This window comes from Bradyrhizobium sp. 2TAF24 (assembly GCF_052115025.1).
GTDB lineage: Bacteria > Pseudomonadota > Alphaproteobacteria > Rhizobiales > Xanthobacteraceae > Bradyrhizobium_A.
The window spans coordinates 306,208-323,425 of record NZ_JBFRFW010000002.1; the positions used below are offsets into that span (position 1 = coordinate 306,208).

Here is a 17,218-nt window from a genome sequence, read left to right on the forward strand (position 1 = left end):
GCCGTGTTCGACATCTCTCCCCCCGAATGGACCGCGATCCTGCTTTCACTCAGGGTCGCCACCGTCGCCACGCTGATCGCGACGCCGATCGGTGTCGCGATCGCCTGGCTGCTGGCGCGCCGCGAGTTCTGGGGCAAGGCGCTGCTGGATGCGATCGTGCACCTGCCGCTGGTGCTGCCGCCGGTGGTCACCGGCTATCTGCTGCTGCTGTCCTTCGGCCGCCGCGGCCTGTTCGGCGGCTGGCTCGCCGACCATCTCGGGCTGGTGTTCTCGTTCCGCTGGACCGGCGCGGCGCTGGCCTGTGGCGTGATGTCGTTTCCGCTGCTGGTGCGCCCGATCCGGCTGTCGATCGAGGCCGTCGACCGGCGGCTCGAGCAGGCGGCGAGCACGCTCGGCGCGGCGCCCTGGCGTGTGTTCCTGACGGTGACCCTGCCACTGGCGCTGCCCGGTATCCTCGCCGGCATGGTGCTCGGCTTTGCCAAGGCGATCGGCGAGTTCGGCGCCACCATCACCTTCGTTTCCAACATTCCCGGCGAGACCCAGACCATCTCATCCGCCATCTACGCCTTGATCCAGACACCGGAGGGCGATCGCGCCGCGTTGCGGCTGGTCGTGGTCTCCGTCGTGATCGCGATGGTCGCCTTGATCGGGTCCGAGTGGTTCGCGCGGCGCGCGACCCGTAGGCTGCATGGGCACTAGTGGAGCGGATTTGACATTCGCGCGGCCATCGCCGCGAGTCGCGACGCGAATGTCAAATCTGAAAGCTCCACTAAAAATATAAACTTGCGAGTGTCATTATCGCTTCGCAAGTTCGTACGGAGGTCGACTGGAATGCAACGAACTTGCGAAGCGGGACACTAGCACGATGCTGCGCGTCGACGTCTTCAAACGGCTTGGCGAAGTCGCGATCGAGGCGGCATTCGAGAGCAAGGGCAGCGTCACCGGCCTGTTCGGCACGTCGGGCGCGGGCAAGACTTCGCTGGTCAACATGATCGCCGGCCTGCTGCGGCCGGACCGCGGCAGCGTATCGATCAACGGCGACGTCATGGACGACACCGCCAAAGGCATCCATGTGCCACCGCACCGCCGCCACATCGGCTACGTCTTCCAGGACGCGCGACTGTTTCCTCATATCAGTGTCCGCAGCAATATCGACTACGGGCGGCGCATGAACGGCTTAGCCCATGATCCGGGGGCAGAACGGCATGTCGTCGACTTGCTCGGCATCGAGGCCCTGCTCGACCGGCGTTCCGGAGGACTTTCCGGCGGCGAACGCCAGCGCGTGGCGATCGCCCGCGCATTGCTCGCCAAACCCAAGCTGCTGCTGCTCGACGAACCGCTGGGCTCGCTCGACGCCGAGCGCAAAGCCGAGATCCTGCCGTATCTCGTGAAGCTGCGTGACGAGGCCGGTGTGCCGATGGTGTATGTCAGCCACGACGTCGGCGAACTGCGTGTGCTCGCCTCCCATGTCGTGGTGCTGAAGCGTGGCCGCGTCGCCGCGACCGGTGGCCCGGAGATCCTGGCCTAGCTCTCGACCAGCGACGTCCACACCCGCCGCAGCGCCGTCTTGACCACCGCCACGCGGGTCGGCGGCGGTGCGGGCGGCTCCTCGTCCTCCGGCAGGCGCAGACCCACCACGTTGACCCGGTTGCCGCCGATGTTGCGGGCAACCAGAACGATGGAATCCAGCGGCAGCGTCGCACCGACCTTCGGCGCATGATCGAGGTGCACGTCGAAATAGTCGGCGAGCGTCAACGCTACCTCCTGCGGGGCGACCTGGACACCATAGGTGTCCGACAGCGCACCGAGCGTGATCTCGCCGGACACCATGAAGTCGCCCAGCAGATGCGGATCGGGCGCGACCACCACCGCCATGTCGCTGAAGAAACGATCCAGCGCCTCGGCCTTTTCCGGCGGCGCCAGCAGGTAGAGATAGTCGCCGGCCACCACCGACCCGGCTTCGGTCGGCGACAGAATCCTTTCCTTGCGGATCACCAGCGTCGGTTTCGACCACGACGGAATGATGCCGCGCCGCACGAACAGGCTGTTCGGCCGCACCGCATAGCCGACCAGTTGCTGCTCGAGCTGTCCGGGCAGGTCGAGCTCGACCCGCCGCGGCGCCCGATCCGTCCGCGGCAGCGCCACATGCAGGCGCCGCGCCGCCGCCGCCAGGGTCCAGCCCTGCAGCAACAGCGAGATCACCACGATCACGAACGCCACATCGAAATAGAGGTAAGCTTTGGGCATGCCGACCAGCAGCGGGATCGACGCCAGGAAGATCGCGACCGCGCCACGCAGGCCGACCCAGGCCATGAACAGCTTCTCGCGCCAGTTGAAACGAAAGGGCGCGAGGCACACGAACACCGCGAGCGGCCGCGCCACCAGCATCAGCACCGCGGCCACCGCCACCGCCGGCAGCACACTGCTGACCAGCCGCTGCGGCGACGCCAGGAGGCCGAGCAGCACGAACATGACGATCTGCGCCAGCCAGGTGGCAGCGTCGAGAAACACCACCACCGAGTTGTGCGCCCGTGTCGGCCGGTTGCCGATCACGATGCCGGCGAGGTACACCGCCAGGAAGCCGGAGGCATGGAAGATCTGAGCCAGCCCGAAGATCACCAGCGCGGCGGTGGTCACGAACGGTGCATGCAACCCCTGCGGCAGCGCCACGCGGTTGAGCCCGAGCACCACCAGACGGCCGCCGGCGAAGCCGACCGCGGCGCCAAGGACTGCTTCCTTGATGAACTCGATGGCCACCTGCCCGGCCGAGCTGTGGCCGACCGACAGGACCTCCACCAGCATCAGGGTGAGGAACACCGCGAATGGATCGTTGGTGCCGGATTCCGCTTCCAGCGTCGCGCCGACACGGGGACGCAGGCGCAGCCCCTGTGCATGCACCAGCAGGAACACCGCGGCTGCGTCCGTGGACGCGACCACGGCGCCCACCAGCAGCGCCTCGGTCCAGCTGACGTCGAGTGCATAATGAGCGACCGGCGCGGTGATCAGCGCGGTCAGCAGCACGCCGACCGTCGCCAGCATCATCGAGGGGGCCAGCACCGTCTGGATGTTCTGGAATTTGGTCTTGAGGCCGCCGTCGAACAGGATCAGCGCCAGCGCGACCGAGCCCACCAGATAAGTCGTCCCGACATCGCTGAAGGCAAGACCGCCCGGCCCGGCTTCGCCGGCGAGGATGCCGAGGCCGAGGAAGACCAGCAGCAGGGGCGCACCGAACCGCAGCGCGACGAGGCTGGACAGGATGCCCGCCATCACCAGGACTGCGCCGAGAAGGATGGCGATGCTGAACGTGTCGAGAGACGCCATTGTCCGCCTGAAATGCGTGGATTTGCATCCATATCGCCCCCTTGCCGGCAGGCCAACCCATTTCTCACACATCACAAAAGGGCCGGATTTACCGACCTTAAGTCCCGCGCAAGCCCGTGGCGGATGGCTCTCCCGGGTCGGATATGGAATTCTGCGGCGGCATCGAATCACGCGCCGCGCCCGGCCCGGGACATTGCAGGCGAGACCGAGAACGACGCGGTGCCGGACATCGAGCAAAGACTGGAGAACTGAACTTGGCTGACGACAAGGCGGCGACGGACCTGAGCGCATTCTACGACATGCTGCAGGGCGCATTTCGGTCGGTTGGCGCCGAAGTCACCTCGCCCTGGTTCTACACCCAGCTCGGCCTGATCATGGCGGCGGCCGGCGTCGCCATGGGCCTCGCGGCGGCGCTGCGGTCGCGGATCGACGTCACCTCGGTGGCCATGGGCTGGCCGACGCCGCTGCGGCTGCTGGTCCGTGTGCTGCTGCAGAGCACGACCACGGCCTTCTTCGCCGTCATCACCCTGATCATGCGGATCGTCATGGTGACGATGACCTGGCCGAGCCGCAGCTATCTCCTGATCACCGCGGCGAGCCTCGCCTTCGCCTGGCTGATCATCCGCCTCGCCACCAGCGTGATCCGCAACGAGTTCGCGGTCCGCTTGTTGTCGGTATCGGCCTGGACGGTTGCTGCGCTCAGCATCATCGGCCTGCTCGACCAGACCCTCGACGCGCTCGACTCGGTGGCGGTGGTGCTCGGCGGCATCCGCGTCTCTCCGTTGCTGGTGATCAAGACCACGGTGGCTATGGCGGTCGCGCTATGGCTCGCCAGCGTCGTCAGCAAATTCCTGGAAAGCCGGATCAACAGCGCGAGGGACCTGACACCTTCGCTGCAGGTGCTGCTGGTCAAGATGGTGCGGCTGCTGTTGATCGTCATTGCGGTCGCGGTGGTGCTGTCGGCGGTCGGCATCAACCTGTCGTCGCTCGCGATCTTCTCCGGCGCGGTCGGCGTCGGTCTCGGCTTCGGCCTGCAGAAGATCGTCGCCAATTTCGTCAGCGGCATCATCCTGCTCGCCGACAAGTCGGTGAAGCCGGGTGACCTGATCACCGTGGGCGATAATTTCGGCCGCATCAGCGCCATGAACACCCGCTACATCTCGGTCGCTGCCGGCGACGGGCGGGAATTCCTGATCCCGAACGAGGACCTCGTCACACAGAAAGTGACGAACTGGACCTACACCGACAAGAACACGCTGGTGAAGGTGAAATTCCGCACCAACTACGACGCCGACCCGCGCGCGGTGTGCAAACTCGCGGTCGACATCGCCGTCGCCACGCCCCGTGTCACCAAGCTGAAGCCGCCGACCTGCCTGATCACCGAATTCGCCGACTACGGCATGAACTTCGCGCTGACGTTCTGGATCGCCGATCCGGACGCCGGCATGGACAATGTGCGCAGCGACGTCATGCTGGCGCTGTGGGACGCCTTCAAGCGTGAGGGAATCCGCGTGCCCTACCCGGTGCGCGACATCCGGGTGCGCGGCCCGCTGCCCGTCGACGCCGTGCTCGAGCAGCCGAACTGACGCCGATGCGGTTTGCCAGCGACCTCGTGCCGGCCACCCTGCTCCGGCGCTACAAGCGCTTTCTCGCCGACGTTGCGTTCGCCGACGGCAGCACCACCACGGTCCATGTCGCCAATCCCGGCGCGATGACCGGACTGCAGCCGGCGGGCGCACGGGTCTGGCTGTCGAAGTCTCAGAGCAAGACGCGCAAGCTGCCGTATTCGTGGGAGCTGGTGGAGGCTGATTTCGGCGCCGGCCCCGAGCTTGTCGGCGTCAACACCGCCCATCCCAACACCATTGTCGGCGAGGCGCTCGCCGCCGGCGCCATCGCCGAGCTGTCGGGCTACGCCACCATCCGCCGCGAGGTGAAGTATGGCCAGAACTCCCGGGTCGACTTCCTGCTGGAGGACCCGCAGCGGCCACCCTGCTATGTCGAGGTGAAGAACGTTCACCTGATGCGCCAGCCCGGGCTCGCCGAATTCCCCGATTCGGTCACCGCCCGCGGCGCCAAGCATCTTGACGAGCTCGCGGCGCTCGCAGCGACCGGCATCCGCGCGGTGATGCTGTATGTGATCCAGATGGGGTCGGCGACCGCCTTCACCCTCGCTGGGGACATCGACCCGGCCTATGGCCGGGCTTTCGACCGCGCCCGGTCGGCCGGCGTCGAAGCGCTGGCCTACACCTGCGCCCTTTCACCGACGGAAATCGTGCTGGCGCAGCCGGTTCCACTGCGAATCCCGCCTCTGGCAGGCTAGGCCGCGTTCGCCGCAGGGCGGCCACCCGCCGCAGCCCCTGCCGGATCGCTTGCGTCGGCGGCCGCAAGGCTTAAATTAGCGTCAGATCCGCCCCGCGGGGCGCCCCTTCCCCTCCACTCCTGTCGTGAAGAATCCCGGATGAACTACGTTGAAGCCACCGACGTCTCGCTGCGCAAGACCGGCCAGATCAAGCTGTATGGACCGGCGGCGTTCGCCGGCATGCGCAAGGCCGGCGCGCTGGTGGCGCAGTGCCTCGACGAGCTGGTCGCGCTGGTGAAGCCCGGCCTGCCGACCGCGAAGATCGACGACTTCGTCCGCGAGTTCGCCTTCAGCCATGGCGCGTTCCCCGCGACGCTGATGTACCGCGGCTACCGCTATTCGACCTGCACCTCGATCAATCATGTGGTCTGCCACGGCATGCCCGGCGACCGCCTGCTCAAGGAAGGTGACATCGTCAATATCGACGTCACCTTCATCGTCGACGGCTGGTACGGCGACTCCAGCCGGATGTATCCGGTCGGCCCGATCGCGCGAAAGGCCGAGCGGCTGATCGAGGTCACCTACGAATCACTGATGCGCGGCATCGCCGCGGTGAAGCCCGGCGCCACCACCGGCGACATCGGTCATGCGATCCAGAGCTTCGTCGAGCCGCAGCAGATGAGCGTGGTGCGCGATTTCTGCGGCCATGGCCTCGGCCGCCTGTTCCACGACGAGCCCAACATCATCCATGTCGGCCGTCCCGGCGAAGGCGTCGTGCTCAAGCCCGGCATGCTGTTCACCATCGAGCCGATGATCAATCTCGGCAAGCCGCACGTCAAAATCCTGTCCGATGGCTGGACCGCGGTGACACGCGACCGCTCGCTGTCGGCGCAGTTCGAGCACTCCGTCGGCGTCACCGCGACCGGCGTCGAGATCTTCACGCTGTCGCCGAACAAGGTCGACAAGCCGCCGTTCGTCACCGCCTGAGCGGCCGCACGAAGCGCCCTCGCAGAGCCGGGCGCGATCAGCGATCGCGCCCCAGCATCAGCACCGCCACGAATACGATCGCCGCGCCGAGCGATGCGAGCGTGCGCACGTGGTTCCAGAACGTCCACGTCTTGAGATAGTCGGCCCACAGCGCCAGCGCCGCCGCGCCACCCGCCGGCGCCGCGGCGAGCGCGTCGTTGAGCGGCACGTTGCACACCATCGTCACGCCGACACAGCCGATCAGGTAGAGCACCGCTGCGGCCAGCAGCAGAACGCCGTCGGCCTGCCCCCAACTGCCCCAGGACGCGATCGCGAGCGCGAGGCAGAGACCACCGGTGCCGAGGAAGGCGAGCATGAACAGCGGGTTGATCACCGTCACATTGATCGCGTTCATCGCCGCCATGCCCTGCTCGGGCGCGAGACGGCCGAGCGCGGCCATCACGAAGGTGGAGAAGGCGAAGAAGATGCCGGCGACAAGACCACTGCCGATCGCCGCAGCGAAAGTCCCGGCCACGAGCGCGCGCTCAAGCATGACAGCCTCCCCACGCAGCGATACGGGCTTCTGCGACAACCCGCGACTGCGCCTGGCCACAGCGTCCCGTGACGCCTGGAAGTGAGGTGGATGTTCCGGATTGATTTGCCATTTTCCCGCCTCGGCATAAAGTGAGGAATGCTCACTTTATAAAAGTGATAATCCCTCACCTTTTACGAGTCAAGCCGGAATGCCCAGGCCACGACGCACCCCGGACCGGGTCGACACAGAAGCTCAGGCGGATCCGCCCGTCCGCAGCCTCGCCCAGCAGCGCAGCCGCGACCGGCGCGACCTCATCCTCGCGGTCGCGTCGGATCTGATCGCGGGCCATGGCAGCGATGCGATGAAGATGAGCGAGGTGGCGCAGCGCGCCGGCATCTCGATCGGCTCCCTTTACCAGTACTTTCCCGACAAGCGCGCCATCATCCGCGCCCTCGCCGAGCGCACCCACGCCGAGAGCCGGACGTGCATCGAGGCAGCGCTGCTGAATGTCGGCGATCTCAAGGGCCTGCAAACCGCGTTCGCCGGGCTGATCGATCAGTACTACGCGCTGTTTCTCGCCGAGCCTGTGATGCGCGACATCTGGTCAGGCACCCAGGCCGATCCGGAGCTCCGCGCGCTGGAGCTTGCCGAGAGCCGCGCCTGCGCGGCGCTGCTCGGCGCCATCCTGGCGCGCATCCATCCGGCGGTGCCGCGCCCGCGCATCGACGCCACGGCGCTGATGGTCTGGCAGCTGGGAGAAGCGGCGATGCGGCTTGCGATCTCGCTGGAGCCCGCGGAAGGCCGCGAGGTGGTCGAGGCCTACAAGCGCATGACCCGCCACACGCTGGCGCAGCCGTGATGCACGCCGCGCGTCCAAGCCTCAGCCGTTGACCGCCGGCGCAACAGCGCCGATCAGCGCCGGCCACGCCGCCAGCGCGGCGCGGGCAATCGCCTCGAGTTCACGCCGGCTCGCGCCGTCGCGAGCCTGGATCGACATGCCCTGCTGCACCGTGACGTAGTATTGCGCGATCGCCGCGATGTCGGCCGTCGGCACGATCTCGCCGTCCACGATGCCTTGCTGAAGCCGCTCCTTGAGGCCCGTCACCGCTTCCGCGCGCATGGCGATCAGCGTCTGGCGCACGCTGTCGGAGTGCTCGGCCGGATGCAGCGCCGACAGCACGATGAGGCAGCCCGGCGGCTTGCTGCGCCGCGTGAACACCCGCGCCGTCGACATCAGGTAGCTCTCGACCGCCGCGAACGCCGTCGGCGCGCTCGGCACGCCGCCCCAGATCTCCTCGCCTTCGGTGGCGCTGTAATGCCGGAGCGCGTCGCGGAACAGCTCCTCCTTGCTGCCGAACGCGGCATAGAGGCTCGGCGAGGCGATTCCCATCGCCTGCGTGAGGTCGGTCATCGACGTGCCCTCATAACCCTTGCGCCAGAACACCTCCATCGCACGGGTCAGGGCCGCCTCCTTGTCAAAAGCTCTCGGTCGACCACGTTCGGCCATGGGTCCATGTCCACCCGATATCTGTATCGATCAATAAATAATTCCCTTGACTCGACGATGCAACCACCTAGTTTCTGTGCCGATCGATACATAATTCAGGAAAACTGATCATGAGCGGACTTCTTCAAGGCAAACGCGCCCTGGTGACCGGCGCGAGCCGCGGCATCGGCGCCGCCATCGCACGGCGGCTCGCCGCCGACGGCGCTGACGTCGCCATCACCTATGAGCGGTCCGCGGAGGCCGCCGGGGCGGTGGTCGCCGAGTTCAAGGCGCTCGGCCGCCGCGCCCTCGCCATCAAGGCCGACAGCGCCGATCCCGTCGCGGTGCGCGCCGCCGTGGACCAGGCCGCGCAGGCATTCGGCGGCCTCGATATCCTCGTCAACAACGCCGGCATCTTCCGCGCCGGCTCCCTGGACGACATCACCCTCGATGACATCGACGCCACGCTGGCGGTGAACGTGCGTGCCGTCATCGTCGCGTCTCAGGCCGCGGCGCGGCACATGGGCGACGGCGGCCGCATCATCTCGATCGGCAGCAGCCTCGCAACCCGCGTGCCGGACGCCGGCATGAGCCTGTATTCGATGAGCAAGTCGGCGCTGATCGCATGGACGCAAGGCCTTGCGCGCGACCTCGGCGGCCGCGGCATCACCGTCAACCTCGTGCACCCCGGCTCCACCGATACCGACATGAACCCGGCCAACGGTCCGCATGCGGAGGCGCAGCGCTCGCGCATGGCGATTCCGCGCTATGGCCGCGCCGAGGATGTCGCTGCGCTCATCGCTCTGGTCGCCGGCCCTGCCGGCCGTTCGATCAACGGCGCCGGCCTGACCATCGACGGCGGCGCCAACGCGTGAGCGCCCGCGCGGCAGGCGCTGACGATCACGGTGATCGTGCCGGCGGCCGCGACGATTGTCGTGGTCGCCAGCACGCGAGGCATGGTTCGCCTGCGGTTCGCGCCTGCCTGGGACCATGCGCGCCGCGCGCGGTCTCCCGCGCGCGACGATGGCGTCAATTGGCGGCGTGGACGGACGGACGCTTCTGCGCCCATGGCGCGGCCAGCTCGACCTGACGGGCCAGATTCAGCAACACACGGAGGCCGCCGGCGCTCCCGTGACATTGAAGAGCGGCGTGAAAGGCAGCGGATCGAAAATGCAGCGGCACGATGCTCATCAGCCGAGCGAGGCTCGGAGGAATTCGAGGATCTCGGCGCGCGCCACTTCAGCTTGCGGCTCTATTCCGGGCAGGGTGAGAAACGCGTGCTGCGCACCGGGATATTCGGTGAGCCGGACGGATGTCCCGGCAGCGCGCAATCGTTCGGCATAGTCGCGGCCGTGATCGGCCAAAGCATCCTCGGTCGGAACGACGACGAGCGCGGGCGGCAGGCCGCCGAGATCCTCGGCGTGGATCGGCGACACTTCGCGGGCGTCCGCGCCCGGCGGAACGGCAAGCCGCTGCAGCCAACGCAGCAGCGGCATCGCGCGGCTCGGACTGTACGCATAGCGCGTCATGGAAGGGTACGCGAACATCGTTTCTGTCACGTCGGCAACTGGATTGACCAGCACCTGTGCCCTGCAGCGAAGTCCGGCGGCCCTGGCCCGAAGGGCTGTCAGTGCCCCGATCAGCGCCCCGCAACTCTCGCCGAAGATGGCGATGCGTGATGCGTCGACGCCCCACTCGGCAGCGTGCTGCGATAGGTGGTGAAGCACATCCCAGCCATCCGCAGCCGCCGCCGACAGCGGCATGTCGCGATGAAGAAGGCGGTGCTCAACCGAGACAACGACCGCAGGCAACCCGGCTGCAATGGAGCTGTTGGCCCAGTCGCACTGCACGGCTGTCCCCACAAAGCCACCACCATGGACATGGAGCACGAGTGGCAATGGCGCGTGTCCCGACCGGCCTGGATTGATCATGGCTGGTCGGTACACCCGGACCAGTTGCTTTCGCCCCGGCAGGACGACCTCCTGCCACGCGATCGCCACGTTGGCATCGGGCTCCCCGAGGAAGGCTCGGGCTGCGCTGGAGGCGCGGAAGCGGTTTTCCGCGGCGACGTAAACTTCCAGGTCTGCATCCGTGATGGCCGACCAGTCAGGCTCGGCCGGACGGCTGATAGCCGTGACGTCATTCATGTGTCCCGCTCCCTCTCACTGGGGGCCGGATTGTCCTGCATCTGCCTCTCCGCCCAGCGAGCGAGGAGCAGGACCCAGTGCGCAAGCCGGCCTGCGATATCGCTGCTCCGCAGCGATGCACCCTATTATGCACTCACTGAGTGCATTATCAAGTGCATTGCTGGTGCTGCATGGCGTCCGTATGGTGAGCGCCCAAACGGAGAGGGGCATGACAGGCCGAAGGCGCTGGACGACCGAGGATATTTTGGACGCCACGGAGCAGTCGCTGCGGACCGACGGCGCCGAAGCCTTCAGTGTGCGCAAGGTGGCCGCAGCGCTGGGAACGGATCCATCGAGCCTCTATCGCCACTTCCGCGACAAGACCGAGCTGCTGCGCGCGCTCACCGACCGTGTCCTGAAAACGGCGATGGACGATTACCGCGGCGAGGGCGACTGGAAGCAGCGCATCGTCGGTTTGGCACTCCGCTTGCGGGAGACGTTTGGCGAACGTCCTGAACTCGCGGCGATCTGGGGACGTTATGCGTCGGGTGGCGCCGGATCCCGGCAGGTGGTGGAAGACATCCTGCAGGCCTTGCAGATGTCGGGCCTGCCCGACGAGCAGATCCCGCTGCATTACCATCGGATCGTGCTGCTCATCGCCGCGCTGATCGTCTCCGATGCGGGGATCGGCACCATCGCCGCCGACGAGTACGAGCGTGGCCTGGAGCTGTTCCGTGTCACCGTGCTGGGCGCCGATCCCGAGCGCTTTCCTGCCCTGGCGCGTTTCTCGCGCGACCTGCTGCCCCTGGGGGCCGAACGCCGCGCGGCGTTCGAGGCAATCCTCCGCGCTCAACTCGCCGAGATCGAAACGAAAATCCCCCGCAAGGCAGGCTGAATCCGCGTGGCAGGTCCCGCCGCGGAGGCCCCCGCGGCCATTACCCGGCGCGACAGCGTGCATTTGCCGGTTGCAAATGCCATGCGTCGCGGCAAGGTGGAGGCCTTGCCGGGAGCGCGTGCCAGTCTTCATGTCCAGCACCGATGATACCGCCCGATCGCCCGAGCCGGCGGACACGCCGCATTACCACGGCCATCGCGAACGGCTGCGCGAGCGTTTTCGCAACGCCGGCGCCGATGCCCTCAGCGACTACGAGATGATGGAGCTGGTGCTGTTTCGCGCACTGCCGCGCCGCGACGTCAAGCCGCTCGCCAAGACCCTGCTCGCCGCCTTCGGTTCGTTCGCCGAAGCGGTGCATGCGCCGCCGGCACGGCTGCGCGAGATCGACGGCGTCGGCGACGCGGTGATCGGCGAGCTGCAGCTGATCGCCGCCTCGGCCGGGCGCATCGCCAAGGGTCAGCTCAAGAAGCGCACCGCGCTGTCGTCGTGGAGCGACGTCGTCGATTATTGCCGCACCGTGATGGCGTTCGCCGACAAGGAGCAGTTTCGTGTCCTGTTCCTCGACAAGCGCAACCAGTTGATCGCCGACGAGGTGCAGCAGGTCGGCACCATCGACCACACCCCGGTCTACCCGCGCGAGGTCGTCAAGCGCGCTCTCGAGCTGTCCGCTACCGCGGTGATCCTGGTCCACAACCACCCCTCCGGCGACCCGACGCCGTCGCAGGCGGATATCAAGATGACCAAGGCGATCGTCACCATCGCCGAGCCGCTCGGCATCGCCGTGCACGATCACATCATCATCGGCAAGAATGGCCATGCCAGCCTGAAGAGCCTGCGGCTGATGTGAGCGGACCGCGTCATGCGGCCGCCGGTCAGTTGCCCGGAAGCGCCCGCTGCCCCTTCTCGAAGGCGTCGACGAAATCCTCCAGGCCGAAGCTACCGCCGTTGACCGCCCGCCTTGCAGCGCGCAGATCATGACGCGACAGTGCAGTGCGGATAGTGGTCTGATGATCCCACAGGAATTGCGCGAGGATGCGCCCGGCGAGCTCACCGTCATTCGCTCGCTCCGGATCAGCCACCAGGTCGATCCCAATCTCGTCACCAATCCGTCGGTAGTTGGCCCGCCCCGTGAGCTGCACGAAGCCGCGCCCCTTGAAGCGTGCGCCATCGCCGGGCTCGATGTTGCCGAGGTCTCGCCGATTTTCATAGAGATCGAACGGAGTGTCGCGGGTATTGAACCGGCTTATGCCCTCCGACACCGGTACGAAGCGTGCGGCTTCGGCGCGGATGGTCGAGAGCGCCATGTTGAGCATCTGCGGATCGGTCAGTCCTGCCCGCTGCAGGCCGCGGAGCACGAACGGCAGGTTCTCGCGGATGTTGCCGAGCCTCGTGAATGGAAACAGCTCCTTGACGCTCTCCGGCGTCACCCCGCCGCGATGATCGTCGCTGTGCGGCAAGGTGAAGGTGAGGCCTTGGGCCGAATGCCCCCCGCCAGCCGGGCAAGTGCCCGGACCGTACCCCTCATAGAACATCGCCCGGCATTTTTCGCAGAACCGCCAGTTGCCTTGTGCGGTCGGCGACACCTTCGTGGAATGCGGCAACGTGAACGTCACACCTTGGGCTCTATGCCCGCCGCCTGCCGCACAGGTTCCTGCCCCATAGCCTTCATAAAACATCACACAGCAGCGCTGGCAGAAGCGCCAGTCACCCTGCGCACGCCCAGTGGCGGCGGCGCTGTGGGGCAGTGTGAAGGTGAGCCCTTGGGCGACATGGCCGCCGCCGCCCGCGCAGATTCCAGCGCCGTAGCCCTCATAGAACAAGGAGCGGCATTTCACGCAGAATCGCCAGCTGGATTGCCACGGCATGCGATGCGTCCCGCGATCCCTGGAGGCCACCGATCCGGCCGGCTCATCGCGCATGAGTCACGGCCGCGAACCAACAGGTTCAATTTTGCGTTGGCCCGCCGGTGACGACCACAGTCTCGCAATATTTTGCCAAGTCCCCGCCCGACCACCTTGGCACGTCCCTTGCTCTACGACAGAATTACCGTCGGAGGATCGACCAGGGAGACGGCAGCGATGACAACCATCAGAGATGTCACGTCCGATGAATTGCAGTTGTTCGGCGCGATCGTCGGCCGGCTGGAACGGCTGACACCGGAGACCGACCTGCGCGCCGCCGTGCTCGGCGACGTCATCCGCCTGCTGCGCGCCGATTTCGGCGCCTCCTATGTCTGGCGTTCCGAACTGGTGCGCTTCCAGCATCGCGTCGGCCACAACATGGATCCGGACAACCTCAAGACCTATGACGAGTGGTTTCAGTTCCACGACCCGATGACAGCGCAGCTGCGGCAGTGCCGCCGCGCCACCTTCGTCGAGCAGGTACTGCCGCGCCGCGAGATGGTCCGGACCGAGTTCTACAACGACTTCCTTGCCCGTGACGGCTTGCACCACGGCATCAACATGTACGTGTTCGACGGCGACCAGGATCTCGGCGACTTCCGCATCTGGCGCAGCGCCCATCGCCCGGATTTCGAGCAGCGCGACCTCGACCTGCTGGATGCGCTGGAGCCGTTCCTGCGCCGGGCGCTGCAGCGCGGCGCGCAGCGCTACGAGCAGCTGACCCCACGCGAGAGCGATGTCGCCGCTCTCGTCGCGCGCGGCTGCACCGACCGTGACATCGCCCGCCTGCTCAACATCGGCTTTGCCACCGTGCGCACCCACATCAACCGCGCGATGCAAAAGCGCTGCTGCGCCAACCGCGCCGAGCTGGCGGCCCTGATCGCCCGCGAGGGCCTGAACGCCTGACACCGCATTCGCGGCGGGCCTGAACGGCCCGCCTTGTGCTCATGGTGCGGCGCGATATGACCCGTTGCGCCCAAACATCCACATTTCTGTCGATACCGCCAGCCCTGACCGGTCGCTAGCATCCTCACCCCGAAAACCGGTGTCGTGAGGCTTGCTCCATGAAGGCGTACCATGAACTCGATGTCGTCGCGGCGGCGCAAGCGATCCGCGCCGGCGAGGTGACGGCGGAAGCGCTGACTGAGGCGCTGCTCGCGCGCGCGCAGGCGCACGCCGACCTCAACGCCTTCACCGCGCTCGATGCCGACCAGGTGCGCCAGGCCGCACGCGCCGCCGACCGGCAGCGCCAGGCCGGCGGCACACTCGGCCCGCTGCATGGCGTGCCGATCGCGCTCAAGGACAACATCAACACCACGGCACTGCCGACCACCGCCGGCACGCCGGCGCTGCGCCAGCACCGGCCGAAGCGCAACGCGCCGGTCGCCCAGGCGCTGTTCGATGCCGGCGCCATCCTGTTCGGCAAGACCGGCATGCACGAGCTGGCGTTCGGCATCACCTCGAACAACGGCGCCTTCGGCGCCATCCGCAATCCTTATGATCCCACCCGCATTCCCGGCGGCTCGAGCGGCGGCTCCGGCGCCGTGGTCGGCGCGCGCCTCGTGCCCGCGAGCCTCGGCAGCGACACCGGTGGCTCGGTGCGCGTGCCTGCCGCGTTCTGCGGCGCCTTCGGTTTCCGGCCCTCGCTGCTGCGCTGGGCGCAGGACGGCATCGTGCCGATCTCCACGACCCGCGACACCGCCGGGCCACTGGCGCGCCGCGCGGCGGATCTTGCGCTGATCGACAGCGTCGTGACCGGCGAGACGCCGGTGAGCGTGCCGGCTTCTCTCAAGGGGCTGCGGGTCGGCGTGCCACGCACCTACTTCTGGGAAGACATCGACAGCGAAACGCGACGGCTGTGCGAAGCCGCGCTTGCCACCATGAAGGAGGCCGGCGCCGTGCTGATCGAGGCCGACCTGCCCGACGTGCAGGCGCTCGACGAAGCCGTGGGCTTCAGCGTCGCCCTCTACGAGGTGCACCGCGATCTTGACCGTTATCTCGAGAAGGAAGGGCTGAACATCCGCTTCGCGGACATCGTCGCCGGCGCCGCCAGTCCCGACGTCAAGGGCATCCTCGGCTCCGTGCTCGATCCGGCGACCGCCGTGCCGGAGGCGATCTACCGCGAAGCCCGCGACACCCACCGGCCGCGGCTGATCGAGGCCTACCGCAGCTACTTCGCCGCGGGCATCGACGTCATGGCGTTCCCGACCACGCCGCTGCCGGCGCCGCCGCTCGGCGAGGACGAGACCATCACACTCAACGGCCGCGCGGTGCCAACGTTCATCACCGTGGTGCGCAACACCGGCCCGAGCAGCAACGCCGGCATTCCCGGTGTCAGCATCCCGGTCGGCCTGACCGCGGCGGGGCTGCCGGTCGGCCTCGAGCTCGACGCCGCCGCAGGGCGCGACTGCGACCTACTCGCCTGCGCGCTGGCGCTCGACACGCTGCTGCCGCCGCTGCCGGCGCCATCACGCTAACCACGACAAGCACACACAGGGGGAACGACCATGCCGAAATCCTTGATGCTCAGCCGCCGCAACCTGTTACGCACCGCCGCCGCAGGCGCGTTCGCCGCCAGCCTGCCTGCCGTGATCCGCTCCGCGTCCGCCGCCGGTCCGCTGAAGATCGGCGTCTTCGTCTCGGACTCCGGCCCCGCCGCGCTGTTCGGTCCGGCACAGCGCGCCGCCGCCGAACTCGGCGCCGCCACCGTCAATGCTGCCGGCGGCGTTCTCGGCCGGCAGGTCGAGATCGTCTATGCCGATGGCGGCGCGGCGCCGGCCGAGGCTTCCAAGAGCGCGGTACGCCTGCTGCTCAGCGACAAGGTCGAGCTGATCTTCGGCGCCCACGACAGCGCCGTGCGCCAGGGCGTCGAGAACGCCGTCAAGGGCAAGGTGCCCTACGTCTATACGCCGGTGTTCGAAGGCCAGGACTGCTCGGAAAATGTCTACTTCCTCGGCGAGACGCCGGAGCAGCAGTTGCAGAAGTCGCTGCCCAAGCTGGTCGAGCTGGCGAAGGGCAAGACCTTCTACCTGATCGGCGACGACTATGTCTGGGCCCGCACCACCAACGAGCAGGCCAAGAAGTTCATCGCCGCGCTCGGCGGCACCGTGGTCGCAGAGGACTACTATCCGTTCGGCGCGCCCAACAAGTTCGAAAGCTCGGTGACCAAGATCAAGAGCGCCAAGCCGGCGATTGTGCTGGAAACCCTGGTCGGCGGCGACAACGTCAACTTCAACCGCACCTTCGCCGACTTCAACCTGTCCGACGACATCCTGCGCATGTCGTGCCTGCTGGAAGAAAACACCCTCGCCGGCATCGGCAAGGACGCCAGCAAGAATCTCTACTCCAGCCTCGGCTATTTCGCTGACATCGACACCCCCGAGAACAAGGCGTTCATCGGCGCGCTGACCAAGAAGTACGGCGACAAGGCGCCGCAGCAGTGCACCATCTCCAAGGGCCTGTATGACGCCTTCGTGTTCTCGGCCGCCGCCGCCACGAAAGCCAAGTCGCTGGACGCCAAGGCCTTCGCCGCCGCGGCCGACGGCCTGTCGTTCGACACCCCGAGCGGCACCATGACCGTGCGTCATCGCCATACCGACAAGAACGTCTTCCTCGCGCGTTGCGACGGCACCAAATTCACTGTCGTCGAGACGTTCAAGGCGGTCGCAACGCAACAGACCTGCAGCTGA

The 17,218-nt window shown here is 67.2% G+C and carries 17 protein-coding genes; 12 read left to right on the plus strand and 5 right to left on the minus strand.

Features of this window, described 5'->3' with window-relative positions; genetic code table 11:
• Window positions 1–3: 3 nt before the first annotated feature.
• Together modB and modC are read left to right on the plus strand one after the other, a co-directional pair.
• Window positions 4–699: a molybdate ABC transporter permease subunit gene (gene modB / locus AB4Z37_RS04670; RefSeq protein WP_441515512.1), complete on the plus strand. Its 696-nt coding sequence runs from the start codon at window positions 4–6 to the stop codon at window positions 697–699.
• A 166-nt stretch (window positions 700–865) separates the two neighbouring features.
• Window positions 866–1,528: a molybdenum ABC transporter ATP-binding protein gene (gene modC, locus AB4Z37_RS04675; protein ID WP_441515513.1), complete on the plus strand. Its 663-nt coding sequence runs from the start codon at window positions 866–868 to the stop codon at window positions 1,526–1,528.
• Here modC and AB4Z37_RS04680 read toward each other — a convergent pair.
• Window positions 1,525–3,321, minus strand: a complete 1,797-nt coding sequence (locus tag AB4Z37_RS04680; protein ID WP_441515514.1) for a potassium/proton antiporter — start codon at window positions 3,319–3,321, stop codon at window positions 1,525–1,527. The genes modC and AB4Z37_RS04680 overlap by 4 nt on opposite strands.
• Before the next feature lie 299 nt (window positions 3,322–3,620).
• Between AB4Z37_RS04680 and AB4Z37_RS04685 the strand changes: the two genes are divergently transcribed.
• From AB4Z37_RS04685 to map, 3 genes are all read left to right on the plus strand, one after another.
• Window positions 3,621–4,907: a mechanosensitive ion channel family protein gene (locus tag AB4Z37_RS04685; protein WP_441515775.1), complete on the plus strand. Its 1,287-nt coding sequence runs from the start codon at window positions 3,621–3,623 to the stop codon at window positions 4,905–4,907.
• A 5-nt stretch (window positions 4,908–4,912) separates the two neighbouring features.
• A complete protein-coding gene (gene sfsA, locus AB4Z37_RS04690) occupies window positions 4,913–5,641 on the plus strand; it encodes a DNA/RNA nuclease SfsA (protein ID WP_441515515.1) in 729 nt (242 codons plus the stop codon).
• 138 nt (window positions 5,642–5,779) lie between these two features.
• Window positions 5,780–6,607, plus strand: coding sequence for a type I methionyl aminopeptidase (gene map, locus AB4Z37_RS04695; RefSeq protein ID WP_441515516.1), 828 nt, complete (start codon window positions 5,780–5,782; stop codon window positions 6,605–6,607).
• A gap of 37 nt (window positions 6,608–6,644) precedes the next feature.
• On the opposite strand, the gene AB4Z37_RS04700 is transcribed toward map, so the two are convergent.
• On the minus strand, window positions 6,645–7,139 hold the full coding sequence (locus AB4Z37_RS04700; protein ID WP_441515517.1) for an anthrone oxygenase family protein: 495 nt from the start codon (window positions 7,137–7,139) through the stop codon (window positions 6,645–6,647).
• 190 nt (window positions 7,140–7,329) lie between these two features.
• On the opposite strand from AB4Z37_RS04700, the gene AB4Z37_RS04705 reads away from it, so the two are divergent.
• Window positions 7,330–7,980, plus strand: coding sequence for a TetR family transcriptional regulator (locus AB4Z37_RS04705; protein WP_441515518.1), 651 nt, complete (start codon window positions 7,330–7,332; stop codon window positions 7,978–7,980).
• Window positions 7,981–8,001: 21 nt separating this feature from the next.
• Here the strand turns inward: AB4Z37_RS04705 and AB4Z37_RS04710 are convergent, their stop codons facing one another.
• Window positions 8,002–8,628 (minus strand): TetR/AcrR family transcriptional regulator, encoded by a 627-nt coding sequence (locus AB4Z37_RS04710; protein WP_441515519.1) that lies wholly within the window; start codon window positions 8,626–8,628, stop codon window positions 8,002–8,004.
• A 110-nt stretch (window positions 8,629–8,738) separates the two neighbouring features.
• On the opposite strand from AB4Z37_RS04710, the gene AB4Z37_RS04715 reads away from it, so the two are divergent.
• Window positions 8,739–9,482 (plus strand): SDR family NAD(P)-dependent oxidoreductase, encoded by a 744-nt coding sequence (locus AB4Z37_RS04715; protein ID WP_441515520.1) that lies wholly within the window; start codon window positions 8,739–8,741, stop codon window positions 9,480–9,482.
• Between the two features lie 315 nt (window positions 9,483–9,797).
• On the opposite strand, the gene AB4Z37_RS04720 is transcribed toward AB4Z37_RS04715, so the two are convergent.
• Window positions 9,798–10,754, minus strand: a complete 957-nt coding sequence (locus AB4Z37_RS04720) for an alpha/beta hydrolase fold domain-containing protein (RefSeq protein WP_441515521.1) — start codon at window positions 10,752–10,754, stop codon at window positions 9,798–9,800.
• 208 nt (window positions 10,755–10,962) lie between these two features.
• Here AB4Z37_RS04720 and AB4Z37_RS04725 point away from each other — a divergent pair, with 208 nt between their 5' ends.
• Together AB4Z37_RS04725 and radC are read left to right on the plus strand one after the other, a co-directional pair.
• Window positions 10,963–11,628 carry a TetR/AcrR family transcriptional regulator gene (locus AB4Z37_RS04725; protein WP_441515522.1) on the plus strand — a complete coding sequence of 222 codons (666 nt, stop codon included), beginning with the start codon at window positions 10,963–10,965 and terminating at the stop codon, window positions 11,626–11,628.
• 130 nt (window positions 11,629–11,758) lie between these two features.
• Window positions 11,759–12,475: a RadC family protein gene (radC, locus tag AB4Z37_RS04730; RefSeq protein ID WP_441515523.1), complete on the plus strand. Its 717-nt coding sequence runs from the start codon at window positions 11,759–11,761 to the stop codon at window positions 12,473–12,475.
• A 25-nt stretch (window positions 12,476–12,500) separates the two neighbouring features.
• On the opposite strand, the gene AB4Z37_RS04735 is transcribed toward radC, so the two are convergent.
• Complete coding sequence (locus AB4Z37_RS04735) at window positions 12,501–13,493, minus strand: glycoside hydrolase family 19 protein (RefSeq protein WP_441515524.1); 993 nt, start codon at window positions 13,491–13,493, stop codon at window positions 12,501–12,503.
• A 213-nt stretch (window positions 13,494–13,706) separates the two neighbouring features.
• On the opposite strand from AB4Z37_RS04735, the gene AB4Z37_RS04740 reads away from it, so the two are divergent.
• From AB4Z37_RS04740 to AB4Z37_RS04750, 3 genes are all read left to right on the plus strand, one after another.
• The gene (locus AB4Z37_RS04740; RefSeq protein ID WP_441515525.1) at window positions 13,707–14,435 is read left to right on the plus strand and encodes a response regulator transcription factor; all 729 of its coding nucleotides are present in this window, start codon (window positions 13,707–13,709) and stop codon (window positions 14,433–14,435) included.
• Between the two features lie 158 nt (window positions 14,436–14,593).
• Window positions 14,594–16,006: an indoleacetamide hydrolase gene (gene iaaH, locus AB4Z37_RS04745; protein WP_441515526.1), complete on the plus strand. Its 1,413-nt coding sequence runs from the start codon at window positions 14,594–14,596 to the stop codon at window positions 16,004–16,006.
• A 30-nt stretch (window positions 16,007–16,036) separates the two neighbouring features.
• Window positions 16,037–17,218 carry a substrate-binding domain-containing protein gene (locus AB4Z37_RS04750; RefSeq protein WP_441515527.1) on the plus strand — a complete coding sequence of 394 codons (1,182 nt, stop codon included), beginning with the start codon at window positions 16,037–16,039 and terminating at the stop codon, window positions 17,216–17,218.